Source organism: Variovorax sp. 54 (assembly GCF_002754375.1).
Lineage (GTDB): Bacteria > Pseudomonadota > Gammaproteobacteria > Burkholderiales > Burkholderiaceae_C > Variovorax.
In genome coordinates, this window is the sequence record NZ_PEFF01000001.1 from 4,427,370 (window position 1) to 4,442,030 (window position 14,661).

Here is a 14,661-nt window from a genome sequence, read left to right on the forward strand (position 1 = left end):
CGATCATGGCCATCAGCAACCGATCTCTCCCCAAAGTCGACGTCGCCACCGCACTGCGGAACTTCGGCGACCAGTTCCGCGGACTGAATCCGAACGATCCCTCGATGTGGCCGGCGGTGCCGCGCTACGCGCTGTGCCTTGCCGTGACCGCAGCGGCGCTGGCAGGCCTGTGGTTTGTCTGGCTCACGAACTCCAATGACGAGCTTGAAGCCGAGCGCGCCAAGGAAGTCACGCTCCGAGCTGACTACAAGAAGAAGGTGGCCCAAGCCGCCAACCTCGACCTGCTGAAAAAGCAGCGCGAACAGGTGCAGCAGTACGTGATCCTGCTCGAGAAGCAACTGCCCAGCAAGGCGGAAATGGATGCACTGCTCTCCGACATCAACCAGGCCGGCCTCGGCCGCAGCCTGCAGTTCGAGCTGTTCCGCCCGGGCCAGGTCTCGGTCAAGGACTATTACGCCGAGCTGCCGATCGCCGTGCGCGTCACGGGCCGGTATCACGACATGGGCGCCTTCGCGGCCGACGTGGCCAGCCTGTCGCGCATCGTGACGCTCAACAATGTGACCGTCACACCGCAGAAGGACAAGGACGTGCTGACGATGGACGCCACCGCGCGCACCTACCGCTACCTCGATGAAGACGAGCGGGCCGCCCAGAAACGCGCCACGGCGCCGAAGGCGAAGAAATGAAGCCGGTCGCCAGAGTTCTGTGGCTGGCATTGGCCACGCTGGGCCTGAGCGCCTGCGGCAATTCCGACCAGGAAGACCTGCAGCGCTGGATGGTCGAGGAGCGCGCCCAGGTGAAGCCTTCGGTGCCGCCGATCTCGGAGCCCAAGAAGTTCACGCCACAGGCCTACACCGAGGCCTCGTCCTTCGAGCCCTTCAACATGCTGAAGCTGACGCAGGCGCTGCGCCGCGAGTCGAACCAGCCGAGCACCTCCGAGTTGATCGCTCCTGAACTGGCGCGCCGAAAGGAGGCGCTCGAGGGGTTTCCGCTCGACACCATGGCGATGGTCGGCAGCATGAACCGCAACGGCCAGCCGGTGGCGCTCGTGCGCGTGGACAAGCTGCTCTACAAGGTGCGCGTCGGCGAGTACCTGGGGCTCAACTACGGGCGCATCACCCGTATCAACGAAACCGAAGTCGCCCTGCGCGAGATCGTGCAGGACGCCGCCGGCGAATGGATCGAACGCGTAGCCACGCTGCAGTTGCAAGAGAGTGCGAAATGAACCAAAAAAAATCAACGATGGCACAGTGGCTGCGCGCCGCCGGGCTGGGTCTGCTGGCTTTCGGTGCCCTGACCGTCGCCCATGCGCAAAACGCGATTGAATCGGTAACGAGCTCGACCCAGTCGGGTGCGGAAGTGATCCGTATCGACCTGGCCCAGCCGCTCACTGCGGTGCCCGCCGGGTTCTCCGTGCAGACACCGGCGCGCATCGCGCTGGACTTCCCGGGCGTGACGAACGCCATCGGGCGTTCGGCCATCGAGGTCAACCAGGGCAACCTGCGTTCGGTCAACGTGGTGCAGGCCGGTGATCGCAGCCGCGTGGTGTTGAACCTGAAGCAGGCCACGGCCTACAAGGCCGAGATCCAGGGCAAGTCGTTGCTGGTCGTGCTCGAGCCGGTCGCCGGAACGGCGCTCGCGGTCTCTGCCGCGACCACTTTCGCCGAGAACCGCAACCGCGACACCCTGCCATTGCGCGATGTTGATTTCCGCCTCGGTGCCGACGGCACCGGCCGCGTGCTGGTCGACCTGCCGAACAACCAGGTCGGCGTCGATGTGAAGCAGCAAGGCAAGAGCCTGGTCGTGGAATTCACCAAGTCGACGCTGCCCGAAGGCCTGCGCCGCCGCCTGGATGTGGCCGATTTCGGAACGCCTGTGCAACTCATCACGTCGCAGCAATCGGGTGACCGCGTGCGCATGACGATCGATGCCAAGGGCGACTGGGAGCACAGTGCCTACCAGAGCGAGAACCAGTTCGTGGTGGAAGTCCGTGCCCGCAAGATCGATCCGAGCAAGCTCACGCAGGGTGTGGGCTACAACGGCGAGAAGCTGTCGCTCAACTTCCAGAACATCGAGATCCGCTCGCTGCTGCAGGTGATTGCCGACTTCACGAACTTCAACATCGTGACCTCCGATTCGGTCAACGGTGCGCTGACGCTGCGGCTGAAGGACGTGCCCTGGGACCAGGCGCTGGACATCATCATGCAGGCGAAGAACCTGGGCATGCGCAAGAACGGCAGCGTGCTGTGGATCGCGCCCAAGGATGAGATCAACGCCAAGGAAAAGCTCGAATTCGAAGCCAAGGCGGCGATCGAGAACCTGGAGCCGCTGCGGACGCAGTCGTTCCAGCTGAACTACACGAAGGCTATTGCGATTGCACAGGGCCTGACGGGGACTGGCGCATCGGCGGGCGGTGGTGGTGGTGGCGGCGGTGGTACCACCTCGCGCATCCTGAGCCCTCGCGGCAGCGTGATCGCTGAATCGCGGACCAATCAGCTGTTTGTTTCCGACATTCCCTCGCGCCTGGCGCAGGTCACCGATCTGATCCAGAAGCTGGACATTCCCGTTCGGCAGGTGCTGATCGAAGCGCGCATCGTGGAAGCCTCCGACACCTTCGGCAAGTCTCTCGGCGTGCGGATGGGCGGCGGTATCTCCCGCGAACGCGTCGCGTCGGCCAACGGCAATCCGGCATACGGCACCTTCGGCGTCATGCCCACCACCACCACCGGTGGCGTCGGCGCCGCCGCAGCCACCTGGACCAACTCCAACTTCATCAACCTGCCCGCAGGCGATGCCGGCGGCACCGGCAATGCGGCCGGTGCCTTCGCGATCTCGCTGTTCAACTCGAGCTTGTCGCGCATGCTGAACCTTGAAATCTCGGCCCTCGAAGCCGACGGCAAGGGCAAGCTGGTGTCCAGCCCCCGCGTCATCACGGCCGACCAGACCAAGGCGCTGATCGAGCAGGGCGAAGAAATCCCCTACCAGCAGGCCACCTCCAGCGGCGCCACCTCGATCTCGTTCCGCAAGGCGGTGCTGAAGCTGGAAGTCACGCCGCAGATCACGCCCGAGGGCAACATCATCCTGACCCTGGATGTGAGCAAGGACGCCCGTGGCGTCAACACCTCGGCGGGTCCGGCCATCAACACCAAGCACGTGCAGACCGAGGTGCTGGTCGAGAACGGCGGCACGGTCGTCATCGGTGGTATCTTCGAACTCACCGAAACCAATGACGAATCGCGCGTGCCGGTGCTGGGTGAAATCCCCTACATGGGGGCATTGTTCCGCAAGCGCGAACGCGTTGCCAACAAGACTGAAATGCTCGTCTTTATCACCCCGAAGATGATTACCGACCGCAACGCCGCGCGCTGACGCGCGGGCGTAGCAGCCACCGCGTGGCGGTCGCACTCGTCGGGTTGCCCGGCGCCGGAAAGTCCGCAGTGGGCCGGCGCCTGGGCGCTCGGCTGAACACTCCCTTCATCGACACCGATCACGTGATCGAGCAGCGCATCGGCTGCACGATCCGTGATTTCTTCGATCGCGAAGGCGAAACCGCCTTTCGCGACATCGAGCAGGCGGTCATTGCCGACCTGGCCACCAGCCCCCACGGCGTGCTGGCGACGGGCGGTGGCGCCGTGCTGCGCGAGGCCAACCGCCAGCAGTTGCGCGGCCATTTCCACGTCATCTACCTGCGTTCGTCGCCCGAAGACCTGTTTCGGCGCCTGCGCCACGACGTCAAGCGCCCGCTCCTGCAGGTGGCCGATCCACTGGGCCGGCTGCGCGAGCTGCACGATGCGCGTGATCCGTTCTACCGGGAAACGGCCCATGACGTGGTCGACACCGGCCGCCCGTCGATTGCGGTGCTCGTCAACCTCATCGTGATGCAGCTCGAACTGGCCGGCGTGGTCGAGCCCGGCGCCCATCCGGAAGAGCCCTCCGACTGACCCCGGCAGGCCCGAGCGCCTAAACTCGCGGCCATGTCCCTGTCCGTTTCGCCCGCACTTTCCGCCTCACAACAGCCCGAACGCGTCGAGATCCAGCTCGGCGAGCGCAGCTACCCGATCCTCATCGGTGGCGGCCTGCTGGGAGACCCCGCCAGCTTCGGCGTCGTTCCCGCGGCCGCGAGCGCATTGGTCGTCAGCAACACCACCGTGGCGCCGCTCTACGCCCAGGCACTGCGCACCGTGCTGGCTGACCGGTTCCGCACGGTCCACCTGCTCGAACTGCCCGATGGCGAGGTGCACAAGAACCTCGAAACGCTCAACCTGATCTTCGACGCGCTCCTGGGCCACGGCAGCGACCGCAAGACGGTGCTGTTCGCGCTCGGCGGCGGGGTGGTGGGCGACATGACGGGTTTCGCGGCCGCCAGTTACATGCGCGGCGTGCCCTTCGTGCAGGTGCCGACCACGCTGCTGGCGCAGGTCGATTCCTCGGTGGGCGGCAAGACGGCCATCAATCATCCGCTGGGCAAGAACATGATCGGCGCGTTCTACCAGCCGCAGCTCGTGTTGTGCGATCTGGACACGCTGCAGACGCTGCCCCCGCGCGAACTGAGCGCGGGCCTGGCCGAAGTCATCAAGTACGGCCCGATCTACGACACGGCCTTTTTCGACTGGATCGAGTCGAACATCGACGCGCTGGTGGCGCGCGACCCTGCTGCGCTGGCCCATGCCGTCAAGCGCAGTTGCGAGATCAAGGCGCTTGTGGTCGGCCAGGACGAGCGTGAAACCGGCTTGCGCGCCATCCTCAATTTCGGCCACACCTTCGGCCATGCCATCGAGTCGGGCCTCGGCTACGGCGAGTGGCTGCACGGCGAGGCCGTCGGCTGCGGCATGGTCATGGCGGCGCAGCTGTCGCAGCGGCTCGGCGGCGTCGACGCGGCCTTCGTCGCGCGGCTCACCCGCCTGATCGAGCGGGCCGGCCTGCCCATCGTGGGACCGGCACTGGGCGCCGAGCGCTACCTCGAGCTGATGCGCGTCGACAAGAAATCGGAAGCCGGCGAGATCCGCTTCGTGGTGATCGACCGACCCGGCTCCGCCGTCGTGCGCAGCGCGCCCGACGCGATGGTGCGCGACGTGCTCGCGCAGTGCTGCGCGGCATGAGCCTTGCGGCGTACGCCTGCCATCCCGCGCGCTCGCGCGGACGGCGTCACGCGGAGCCGCCCGCGCCCACGCGCGACGCCTTCCAGCGCGATCGCGACCGCATCGTTCATTCGACCGCCTTCCGCCGGTTGGTCTACAAGACCCAGGTCTTCCTGAACCACGAAGGCGACCTGTTTCGCACGCGGCTCACCCATTCGCTCGAAGTCGCGCAGCTGGGCCGCTCCATCGCGCGCGCGCTGCGCCTCAACGAAGACCTGGTCGAGGCGATCGCGCTGGCCCACGACCTCGGCCACACGCCCTTCGGCCACGCCGGCCAGGACGCGCTCAATGCCTGCATGGCCGAACACGGCGGCTTCGAGCACAACCTGCAGAGCCTGCGCGTGGTCGATGCGCTGGAGCACCGCTACCCGCAGTACGACGGCCTGAATCTCAGCTTCGAAACGCGCGAAGGCATCCTCAAGCATTGCTCGCGCGCCAACGCCGAACGCATCGAGGCCGCCGAGCCGCAGGGCGTGGCGCGCCGCTTTCTCGACCGCACGCAGCCGGGGCTCGAAGCGCAGCTGTGCAACCTCGCTGACGCCATCGCCTACAACGCGCACGACATCGACGATGGCGTGCGCTCGGGCCTCATCAGCGTCGAGCAACTGGCCGATGTCGAACTGTTCGAGCGCTACCGCCGTGAGGCGCTGGCCGAGCATCCGCAGCTGCCGGGCCAGGGTCGACGCGTGCTCTATGAAACCATCCGCCGCATGCTCAGCGCGCAGGTCTACGACGTGATCGACACGACGCGTGCGGCCATCGAAGCGCTGGGGCCGTTCGATGCCGACGCCGTGCGCCAGGCGCCACCGCTGGTGGCCTTCAGCGGCGCCATGCAGGCGCAGTCGGAGGCGCTCAAGCAGTTCCTCTTCCGCAACCTCTACCGCCACCCGCAGGTCACGCAGACCACCGACCAGGCGAGCGAGGTCGTGCGCGAGCTGTTCGATGCTTACCTTGCGCGCGGCACCGAGATGCCCGCGTCGTACGCCGAGCGCCGCGACCGGCACCGCGCCGTGGCCGACTACATCGCCGGCATGACCGACCGCTTCGCCATGCGCGAGCACGAGCGGCTGACCGGTCGCCGGGGCATCGCATGACGGCGGCCGTGCGCTCGAACAGCACGTCGGCCCGCGTGCCGGCCGCGGCTTTCGCCGTCGTGCTGGGTGGCGTCAGCGCCGCGCTGCACCTGGGCAAGCTGCCGCCTGCCGTTCCGGCGCTGCAGGCATCGCTGGGCATCGACCTGGTCGAAGCTGGTTTCCTGCTCTCGCTGGTCCAGGTCGCGAGCATGACGCTCGGGCTGCTGGCCGGGCTCGCGGCCGATTCCATCGGGCTGCGGCGCAGCATGCTGGTCGGGCTGGCGGTGCTGACGACGGCCAGCCTGCTCGGAGGTGCCGTCGGCGCCGGCCTGCTGGGCGAGTCGCACGCGGTGCTGTGGCTGTTCGTGCTGCGCGCAGCCGAAGGCATCGGTTTCCTGATGGCGGTGATGCCCGGCCCGGGGCTCATCCGCGCACTGACGCCGGCGGGCGCCGACAAGGCCGCGCTGGGCTTGTGGGGCGCCTACATGCCGCTCGGCGTGGCGCTCGCGCTGCTCATCGGGCCGGCCCTGATCGCCTGGGGCGGATGGGCCGACTGGTGGTGGACGCTGTCGCTGGTGTCGGCGGGTGCTGCGCTCTGGGTATGGCTGGCGGTGCCACACGACCGGGCCCGCGTCGTCGGCGCGAGCTCCCAGCCCGCATCGTCCGGCTGGGCCTCGCGGCTGCGCGAGACGGTCGGGGCGCGCGCGCCGTGGCTGATCGCGCTGACCTTCGCCGTGTACTCGTCCCAGTGGATGGCCGTGATCGGTTTTCTTCCCGCCATCTATGCCGACGCGAAGGTGCCGGCCGCCTGGAGCGCGGTGCTGACCGCGCTGGCCGCGGCGATGAACATCGTCGGCAACCTCATGGGCGGCCGCTGGCTGCAACGCGGCGTGGCACCTGAACGCCTGCTGCAATGGGGTTTCCTGACCATGGCGCTGGGCGGTGTCGCCGCCTTCGCGCAGGTGGGGCAGGGCGCCGAGGCGCTGGGCCTGCCACCCGCGCTGCGCTACGCCGCGATCTGTGCTTTTTCGCTCGGCGGCGGCATGGTGCCTGCGACGCTGTTCCTGCTGGGTGTGCGGCTGGCGCCGGGGCCGAGCACCGTGTCGACCACGGTCGGCCTGATGCAGCAGGCGTCGTCACTCGGCCAGTTCCTGGCGCCGCCTGCGGTGGCCTGGGTGGCGCACCGCGTCGGTGGCTGGCACTGGACTTGGACCGCCACACTGGCTTGCTCGCTCGCCGGCATGGCGGTCGCCACGCGCCTCGGGCGCATTCGCAAGCTGGCGGAGGCCACGCCATGAGCGACTCAAACATCATTGAAACCGCACAAGCCGAAGCCGACACCCGCCGTTGGCTTGAGCGTGCCGTGATCGGCCTCAACCTGTGCCCCTTCGCCAAGGCGGTGCATGTGAAGGGCCAGATCCACTACGTCACCTACCTCGATACCCACGAAGGCCGCCTGATCGACGCGTTGCTGGCCGAAGCCCGCGCGCTCGTGGCGCTCGACGCCGAGGTGCGCGACACCACCTTGCTGATCGTCCCCCACGCCCTGGCGGACTTTCTCGACTTCAACGATTTCACGGAGCGCGCCGAGCACAAGCTGGCCCGTGCGGGCTTCGACGGCGTGCTGCAACTCGCCAGCTTTCACCCGCACTTCCAGTTCGGCGGCACCGAGCCCGACGACATCACCAACGCCACCAACCGCGCGCCGTACCCCACGCTGCACCTGCTGCGTGAAGACAGCATGGACCGCGCGGTCGAAGCCTTTCCGGAGGCCGAGGCCATCTTCGAGCGCAACATCGAGACGCTTGAAGCCCTGGGTCCGACCGGCTGGGCCGCGCTCGACGTCGGCCCGGGAAGCGCCACGCCATGAACAACAAGAGCACCATGATCCGTCCCGCGAAAGCGCACCCCACAAACAAGGCTGCCAAGGCCGAGGCCGAGCTGGCCGAAGTCCTGCGGCCGGGCCAGTCCATCGAGCTCCTCAAGGAGCTGCACATCCTCACGCGCGAAGGCCGGCTCAACCAGGATTCGCGGCGCAAGCTCAAGCAGGTCTACCACCTGTTCCAGTTCATCGAGCAGCTGCTGCGCGAGCTGCCGGGCGAGGGCGCCGAGGCCACGCTGGCCGATCACGGGGCGGGCAAGTCGTACCTCGGCTTCATCATTTACGACCTGTTCTTCCGCGCGCGGCAGGGCGGCCATGTCTACGGCATCGAGACGCGCAGCGAGCTGGTCGAGCGCTCCCGCGCGCTGGCGCAGCAGCTGGGCTTCGGGCGCATGTCGTTCCTGAACCTCACCGTGGCCGAGTCGGCGCAGGCGAGCGAACTGCCGGCGCAGATCGACGTGGTCACCGCGCTGCACGCCTGCGACACCGCCACCGATGACGCCATCGCCTTCGGCCTTGCCAAGAAGGCGCGCTGCATGGTGCTCGTGCCCTGCTGCCAGGCCGAAGTGGCGGCTTGCCTGCGCGAGACCAAGGCACTGGCCCTGTCGCGCACGCCGCTGGCCGAACTCTGGCGCCATCCGCTGCACACGCGCGAGATCGGCAGCCAGCTCACCAACGTGCTGCGCTGCCTGTACCTGGAAGCCAACGGCTACAGCGTCACCGTGACCGAGCTGGTCGGCTGGGAGCACAGCATGAAGAACGAGCTGATCCTGGCGCGCTACACCGGCCAGCGCAAGGCGAGCGCGGCGACGCGGCTGCGCGAGCTGCTGGCGCAGTTCGGGCTCGACACGCTGGGCGACACGCGCTTCCGCCTCGCCGACTGAGTACCCGGACGGCGTCGTCCACCGCCCCCATGGCCCGTCTCCCCCGTCTCACGCTGGCCGGCATGCCGCACCACGTGATCCAGCGCGGCAACAATCGCCAGCCGATCTTCGTCGACCGTGCCGACCACGAAAAGCTGCTCGGCCTGCTGGCCGAGAACGCTGCGCGCTTCGGCATCGCGCTGCACGCCTACGTGCTGATGGACAACCATTTCCACCTGCTGGCCACGCCCGACAGCGCCACCGGCCTGCCGCAGTTCATGCAGTCGGTCGGGCGCAGCTACGTGCGCTATTTCAACGACCGCCACGGCCGCAGCGGCACGTTGTGGGAAGGGCGCTACAGATCGACCCTGATCCAGACCGAGCGCTACCTGCTGACCTGCATGGCTTACATCGACCTGAACCCGGTGCGCGCCGGCATGGTTGCCGAGGCGCGCGACTTTCCGTGGTCCAGCCACGGCCACTACGCTGGCCTGCGGCAAGACCGGCTGCTGACCCCGCATCCGCTGTACTGGGAACTCGGCAACACGCCCTTTGCGCGGGAGGCGGCGTATGCCGAACTGGTGCGTGGCGGGGTTCGTGCGGCCGATCAGCAGGCCCTGACCGACGCCACGCTGCGCGGCTGGGCGGCCGGCGATGGTGACTTTTTGGACACGTTGCAGAGGTCCACAGAGCGCCGAGTGATCAAGGCCAAGGCCGGCCGGCCGCCGACATCCCCCAAAGATCAAGACTGAAAACGGCGAGATGCCGCATGTGTGTTGGGGTTTGTGCTTCTATTTTTAACATGTCCCCAATTTAATTCTGACAAGAAAACTCAAGATTTAATGGGAATCTGACCCCCATTAAAGTGTTTGGCATTCTTTGTGCATCGCAATATGCTCCCTTTCCCTGCGAAAACTGAAGGAGCGCGCCATGACGACGGCTGCCGAGATTCAACACCTCCAAGAACACGGTCTGTATTCCGGTGCCGATGAGCACGACGCCTGCGGCGTCGGCTTCGTCGCCCATATCAAAGGCGAGAAAAGCCACGCCATCGTGTTGCAGGGTCTGAAGATCCTCGAGAACCTCGACCACCGCGGTGCCGTCGGCGCCGACAAGCTGATGGGCGACGGCGCCGGCATCCTGATCCAGCTGCCCGACCTGCTGTACCGCGAAGAAATGGCCAAGCAGGGCGTCACGCTGCCCCCGCCCGGCGAATACGGCGTCGGCATGATCTTCCTGCCCAAGGAACACGCCTCCCGCGAAGCCTGCGAGCAAGAGATGGAACGCGCCATCAAGGCCGAAGGCCAGGTGCTGCTGGGCTGGCGCGATGTGCCGGTCAACCGCGACATGCCGATGTCGCCCACCGTGCGCGAAAAAGAACCGCTGCTGCGCCAGATCTTCATCGGCCGCGGCAACGACGTGATCGTGCAGGACGCGCTGGAGCGCAAGCTGTACGTGATCCGCAAGACCGCCAGCGCCAACATCCAGCGCCTGAAGCTCAAGCACAGCAAGGAATACTACGTTCCGAGCATGTCGAGCCGCACCGTGGTCTACAAGGGCCTGCTGCTGGCCGACCAGGTCGGTACCTACTTCCTCGACCTGCAAGACAAGCGCTGCGTCTCGGCCCTGGGCCTGGTGCACCAGCGCTTCTCGACCAACACCTTCCCCGAGTGGCCGCTGGCCCACCCGTACCGCTATGTTGCGCACAACGGCGAAATCAACACGGTCAAGGGCAACTACAACTGGATGAAGGCACGCGAAGGCGTGATGTCGTCGCCCGTGCTCGGCGCCGACCTGCAGAAGCTCTACCCGATCAGCTTCGCCGGCCAGTCCGACACCGCCACCTTCGACAACTGCCTCGAGCTGCTGACGATGGCCGGCTACCCGATCAGCCAGGCCGTGATGATGATGATTCCCGAGCCCTGGGAACAGCACGCCACCATGGACCCGCGCCGCCGCGCGTTCTACGAATACCACGCCGCCATGCTCGAGCCGTGGGACGGCCCGGCTTCCATCGTGTTCACCGACGGCCGCCAGATCGGCGCCACGCTCGACCGCAACGGCCTGCGCCCCTCGCGCTACTGCGTGACCGACGACGACCTGGTCATCATGGCTTCGGAGTCGGGCGTGCTGCCCGTGCCCGAGCAGAAGATCGTGCGCAAGTGGCGCCTGCAGCCCGGCAAGATGTTCCTGATCGACCTGGAGCAGGGCCGCATGATCGACGACGAGGAGGTCAAGTCCACCCTCGCCAACAGCAAGCCCTACAAGCAGTGGATCGAGAACCTGCGCATCAAGCTCGACAGCGTCAAGGCCGAGCCGGCCGCGATCCCCGTGAGCCAGGTCGCGCTGCTCGACCGCCAGCAGGCCTTCGGCTACACCCAGGAAGACATCAAGTTCCTGATGAGCCCGATGGCGCAGGCCGGCGAAGAAGGCATCGGCTCCATGGGCAACGACAGCCCGCTGGCCGTGCTCTCCAGCAAGAACAAGCCGCTGTACAACTACTTCAAGCAGCTGTTCGCGCAGGTGACGAACCCGCCGATCGACCCGATCCGCGAAGCGATCGTGATGTCGCTCGTGTCCTTCATCGGCCCCAAGCCGAACCTGCTGGACATCAACCAGGTCAACCCGCCGATGCGGCTCGAAGTGAGCCAGCCCATTCTCGATTTCGCCGACATGGCGAAGCTGCGCGACATCGGCACCTACACGCAGGGCAAGTTCAAGAGCTACGTGCTCGACATCACCTACCCGCTGGGCTGGGGCGATGAAGGCGTCGAAGCCAAGCTGGCCTCGCTGTGCGCCGAAGCGGTCGATGCCATCAAGGGCGGCCACAACATCCTGATCGTGAGCGACCGCGGCGTGGGCCCGACGCAAGTGGCGATCCCCGCCGTGCTGGCCCTGTCGGCCGTGCACCAGTACCTCGTGCGTGAAGGCCTGCGCACCACCGCCGGCCTCGTGGTCGAGACCGGTTCGGCGCGCGAAGTGCATCACTTCGGCGTGCTCGCCGGCTACGGCGCCGAAGCCGTGCACCCGTACCTCGCGATGGAAACGCTGGCGGCGATGCACGCCGACCTGCCGGGCGACCTGAGCGCCGACAAGGCGGTCTACAACTACGTCAAGGCCATCGGCAAGGGCCTGTCGAAGATCATGTCGAAGATGGGTGTCAGCACCTACATGAGCTACTGCGGTGCCCAGCTGTTCGAAGCCATCGGCCTGAACACCGAGACGGTGAACAAGTACTTCACCGGCACCGCCAGCCGCGTGGAAGGCATCGGCGTCTTCGAGATCGCCGAAGAAGCCATCCGCATGCACAAGGCCGCCTTCGGTGACGACCCGGTGCTCGCCAACATGCTCGACGCCGGCGGCGAATACGCCTGGCGCACGCGCGGCGAAGAGCACATGTGGACGCCCGACGCCATCGCCAAGCTGCAGCACAGCACGCGTTCCAACAACTGGAACACGTACAAGGAATACGCGCAGCTCATCAACGACCAGAACCGCCGCCACCTCACGCTGCGCGGCCTGTTCGAGTTCAAGATCGATCCGGCCAAGGCCATTCCGGTCGACGAGGTCGAAGCGGCTGCCGAGATCGTCAAGCGCTTCGCCACCGGCGCGATGTCGCTGGGCTCGATCAGCACCGAGGCACACGCCACGCTCGCCATTGCGATGAACCGCATCGGCGGCAAGAGCAACACGGGCGAAGGCGGTGAAGACCCCGCGCGCTACCGCAACGAACTGAAGGGCATCCCGATCAAGCAGGGCGACACGCTCAAGAGCGTGATCGGCGCGGCCAACGTCGAGGTCGACCTGCCTTTGAAGGACGGCGACTCGCTGCGTTCGCGCATCAAGCAGGTCGCGTCGGGCCGCTTCGGCGTCACCGCCGAGTACCTGCACTCGGCCGACCAGATCCAGATCAAGATGGCGCAAGGTGCCAAGCCGGGCGAGGGCGGTCAGCTGCCCGGTGGCAAGGTCACCGAGTACATCGGCAAGCAGCGTTATGCCGTGCCGGGCGTGGGCCTCATCTCGCCCCCGCCGCACCACGACATCTACTCGATCGAGGATCTTGCGCAGCTGATCCACGACCTGAAGAACACCGCGCCGCACGCCAGCATCAGCGTGAAGCTGGTGAGCGAAATCGGCGTCGGCACCATCGCCGCGGGCGTCGCCAAGTGCAAGAGCGACCACGTCGTGATTGCCGGCCACGACGGCGGCACGGGCGCTTCGCCCTGGTCGTCGATCAAGCATGCGGGCAGCCCGTGGGAAATCGGCCTGGCCGAAACGCAACAGACGCTGGTGCTCAACCGCCTGCGCAGCCGCATCCGCGTGCAGGCCGACGGCCAGATGAAGACCGGCCGCGACGTCGCCATCGGCGCGCTGCTGGGCGCCGACGAGTTCGGCTTTGCGACCGCACCGCTGGTGGTCGAGGGCTGCATCATGATGCGCAAGTGCCACCTGAACACCTGCCCGGTGGGCGTGGCCACGCAAGACCCGCTGCTGCGCAAGAAGTTCTCGGGCAAGCCCGAACACGTCGTCAACTACTTCTTCTTCGTGGCCGAAGAAGTGCGCCAGATCATGGCCCAGCTGGGCATCCGCAAGTTCGACGACCTGATCGGCCGCGCCGACCTGCTCGACATGCGCAAGGGCATCGAGCACTGGAAGGCCTCGGGTCTCGATTTCAGCCGCCTGTTCGCGCTGCCGATCGTGCCGGCCGACGTGCCGCGCTTCCATGTCGAGAACCAGGACCACGGCCTCGAGCGCGCCCTGGATGTGAAGCTCATCGAGAAGTCGCGTCCCGCCATCGACAAGGGCGAGAAGGTGCAGTTCATCGAGGTGGCGCGCAACGTCAACCGCTCGGTGGGCGCCATGCTCTCGGGCGCACTGACCAAGGTGCATCCGCAAGGCCTGCCCGACGATTCGATCCGCATCCAGCTCGAAGGCACGGGCGGCCAGTCGTTCGGCGCCTTCCTGGCACGCGGCATCACGCTGTACCTGATCGGCGACGCCAACGACTACACCGGCAAGGGCCTTTCTGGCGGCCGCGTGGTGGTGCGACCCAGCCTCGACTTCCGCGGCGAAGCCGTGCGCAACACCATCGTCGGCAACACCGCGCTGTACGGCGCGACGACCGGCGAGGCCTACCTGTGCGGCGTGGCCGGCGAACGTTTCGCGGTGCGCCTGTCGGGCGCCACGGCGGTCATCGAAGGCACCGGCGACCACGGCTGCGAGTACATGACCGGCGGCACGGTCGCCGTGCTCGGCAAGACGGGCCGCAACTTCGCGGCCGGCATGAGCGGCGGCGTGGCTTTCGTCTACGACGAAGACGGCCAGTTCGCCACGCGCTGCAACCTCTCGATGGTCTCGCTCGACAAGGTGCTGACCTCGGCCGAGCAGACCGCCAGCGTGCATCGCAAGATCTGGCACGGCGGCGAGACCGACGAAGCACAGCTCAAGAAGCTGCTCGAGGAGCACCACCGCTGGACCGGCAGCAAGCGCGCGCGCGAGCTGCTCGACACCTGGGCCGAGTCGCGCACCAAGTTCGTCAAGGTGTTCCCGAACGAATACAAGCGCGCCCTGGCCGAACTGCACGACCGCCAGGTCGAGCTGGCCAGCAGCGGCAACAACGCCCACGTGGGCCTCGAGCCGCACGCACTGGCCGCGCCCGCCACGGCCGCCGTCTGAGCGCGCCATAGATACGAAGAACAGAGGAC

11 protein-coding genes are annotated in these 14,661 nt (G+C 66.9%); all 11 read left to right on the plus strand.

Features of this window, described 5'->3' with window-relative positions; genetic code table 11:
- Nucleotides 1-5 precede the first annotated feature (5 nt).
- The 11 genes from CLU95_RS20415 to CLU95_RS20465 all read left to right on the plus strand — a co-directional run bounded on the left by CLU95_RS20415 (nucleotide 6) and on the right by CLU95_RS20465 (nucleotide 14,632).
- Nucleotides 6-686, plus strand: coding sequence for a type 4a pilus biogenesis protein PilO (locus CLU95_RS20415; RefSeq protein ID WP_099795284.1), 681 nt, complete (start codon nucleotides 6-8; stop codon nucleotides 684-686).
- Nucleotides 683-1,225 (plus strand): pilus assembly protein PilP, encoded by a 543-nt coding sequence (locus CLU95_RS20420; protein WP_099795285.1) that lies wholly within the window; start codon nucleotides 683-685, stop codon nucleotides 1,223-1,225. The genes CLU95_RS20415 and CLU95_RS20420 overlap by 4 nt, the downstream gene beginning before the upstream one ends.
- Nucleotides 1,222-3,369, plus strand: coding sequence for a type IV pilus secretin PilQ (pilQ, locus tag CLU95_RS20425; protein ID WP_099795286.1), 2,148 nt, complete (start codon nucleotides 1,222-1,224; stop codon nucleotides 3,367-3,369). The genes CLU95_RS20420 and pilQ overlap by 4 nt, the downstream gene beginning before the upstream one ends.
- 23 nt (nucleotides 3,370-3,392) lie before the next feature.
- A complete protein-coding gene (locus CLU95_RS20430) occupies nucleotides 3,393-3,941 on the plus strand; it encodes a shikimate kinase (protein WP_099795287.1) in 549 nt (182 codons plus the stop codon).
- Between the two features lie 33 nt (nucleotides 3,942-3,974).
- Nucleotides 3,975-5,099 carry a 3-dehydroquinate synthase gene (gene aroB / locus CLU95_RS20435; protein WP_099795288.1) on the plus strand — a complete coding sequence of 375 codons (1,125 nt, stop codon included), beginning with the start codon at nucleotides 3,975-3,977 and terminating at the stop codon, nucleotides 5,097-5,099.
- Complete coding sequence (locus CLU95_RS20440; protein ID WP_099797404.1) at nucleotides 5,096-6,232, plus strand: deoxyguanosinetriphosphate triphosphohydrolase; 1,137 nt, start codon at nucleotides 5,096-5,098, stop codon at nucleotides 6,230-6,232. The genes aroB and CLU95_RS20440 overlap by 4 nt, the downstream gene beginning before the upstream one ends.
- A complete protein-coding gene (locus CLU95_RS20445) occupies nucleotides 6,229-7,509 on the plus strand; it encodes an MFS transporter (RefSeq protein WP_099795289.1) in 1,281 nt (426 codons plus the stop codon). Before CLU95_RS20440 ends, CLU95_RS20445 begins: the two co-directional genes overlap by 4 nt.
- Nucleotides 7,506-8,081, plus strand: coding sequence for a DUF1415 domain-containing protein (locus CLU95_RS20450; protein WP_099795290.1), 576 nt, complete (start codon nucleotides 7,506-7,508; stop codon nucleotides 8,079-8,081). Before CLU95_RS20445 ends, CLU95_RS20450 begins: the two co-directional genes overlap by 4 nt.
- Before the next feature lie 14 nt (nucleotides 8,082-8,095).
- Nucleotides 8,096-8,977: a class I SAM-dependent methyltransferase gene (locus CLU95_RS20455; protein WP_099797405.1), complete on the plus strand. Its 882-nt coding sequence runs from the start codon at nucleotides 8,096-8,098 to the stop codon at nucleotides 8,975-8,977.
- 29 nt (nucleotides 8,978-9,006) lie between these two features.
- Nucleotides 9,007-9,708 (plus strand): transposase, encoded by a 702-nt coding sequence (locus CLU95_RS20460; protein WP_099795291.1) that lies wholly within the window; start codon nucleotides 9,007-9,009, stop codon nucleotides 9,706-9,708.
- Nucleotides 9,709-9,886: 178 nt separating this feature from the next.
- Nucleotides 9,887-14,632 carry a glutamate synthase-related protein gene (locus tag CLU95_RS20465; protein WP_099795292.1) on the plus strand — a complete coding sequence of 1,582 codons (4,746 nt, stop codon included), beginning with the start codon at nucleotides 9,887-9,889 and terminating at the stop codon, nucleotides 14,630-14,632.
- The last annotated feature ends 29 nt before the right edge of the window (nucleotides 14,633-14,661 follow it).

Excerpts from the sequence above, each read along its gene's own strand:
- CLU95_RS20415 (WP_099795284.1), top strand. The coding sequence starts at position 6 with ATGGCCATCAGCAACCGATCTCTCCCCAAAGTCGACGTCGCCACCGCA.
- CLU95_RS20420 (WP_099795285.1), top strand. The coding sequence starts at position 683 with ATGAAGCCGGTCGCCAGAGTTCTGTGGCTGGCATTGGCCACGCTGGGC.
- pilQ (WP_099795286.1), top strand. The coding sequence starts at position 1,222 with ATGAACCAAAAAAAATCAACGATGGCACAGTGGCTGCGCGCCGCCGGG.
- aroB (WP_099795288.1), top strand. The coding sequence starts at position 3,975 with ATGTCCCTGTCCGTTTCGCCCGCACTTTCCGCCTCACAACAGCCCGAA.
- CLU95_RS20440 (WP_099797404.1), top strand. The coding sequence starts at position 5,096 with ATGAGCCTTGCGGCGTACGCCTGCCATCCCGCGCGCTCGCGCGGACGG.
- CLU95_RS20445 (WP_099795289.1), top strand. The coding sequence starts at position 6,229 with ATGACGGCGGCCGTGCGCTCGAACAGCACGTCGGCCCGCGTGCCGGCC.
- CLU95_RS20450 (WP_099795290.1), top strand. The coding sequence starts at position 7,506 with ATGAGCGACTCAAACATCATTGAAACCGCACAAGCCGAAGCCGACACC.
- CLU95_RS20455 (WP_099797405.1), top strand. The coding sequence starts at position 8,096 with ATGATCCGTCCCGCGAAAGCGCACCCCACAAACAAGGCTGCCAAGGCC.
- CLU95_RS20460 (WP_099795291.1), top strand. The coding sequence starts at position 9,007 with ATGGCCCGTCTCCCCCGTCTCACGCTGGCCGGCATGCCGCACCACGTG.
- CLU95_RS20465 (WP_099795292.1), top strand. The coding sequence starts at position 9,887 with ATGACGACGGCTGCCGAGATTCAACACCTCCAAGAACACGGTCTGTAT.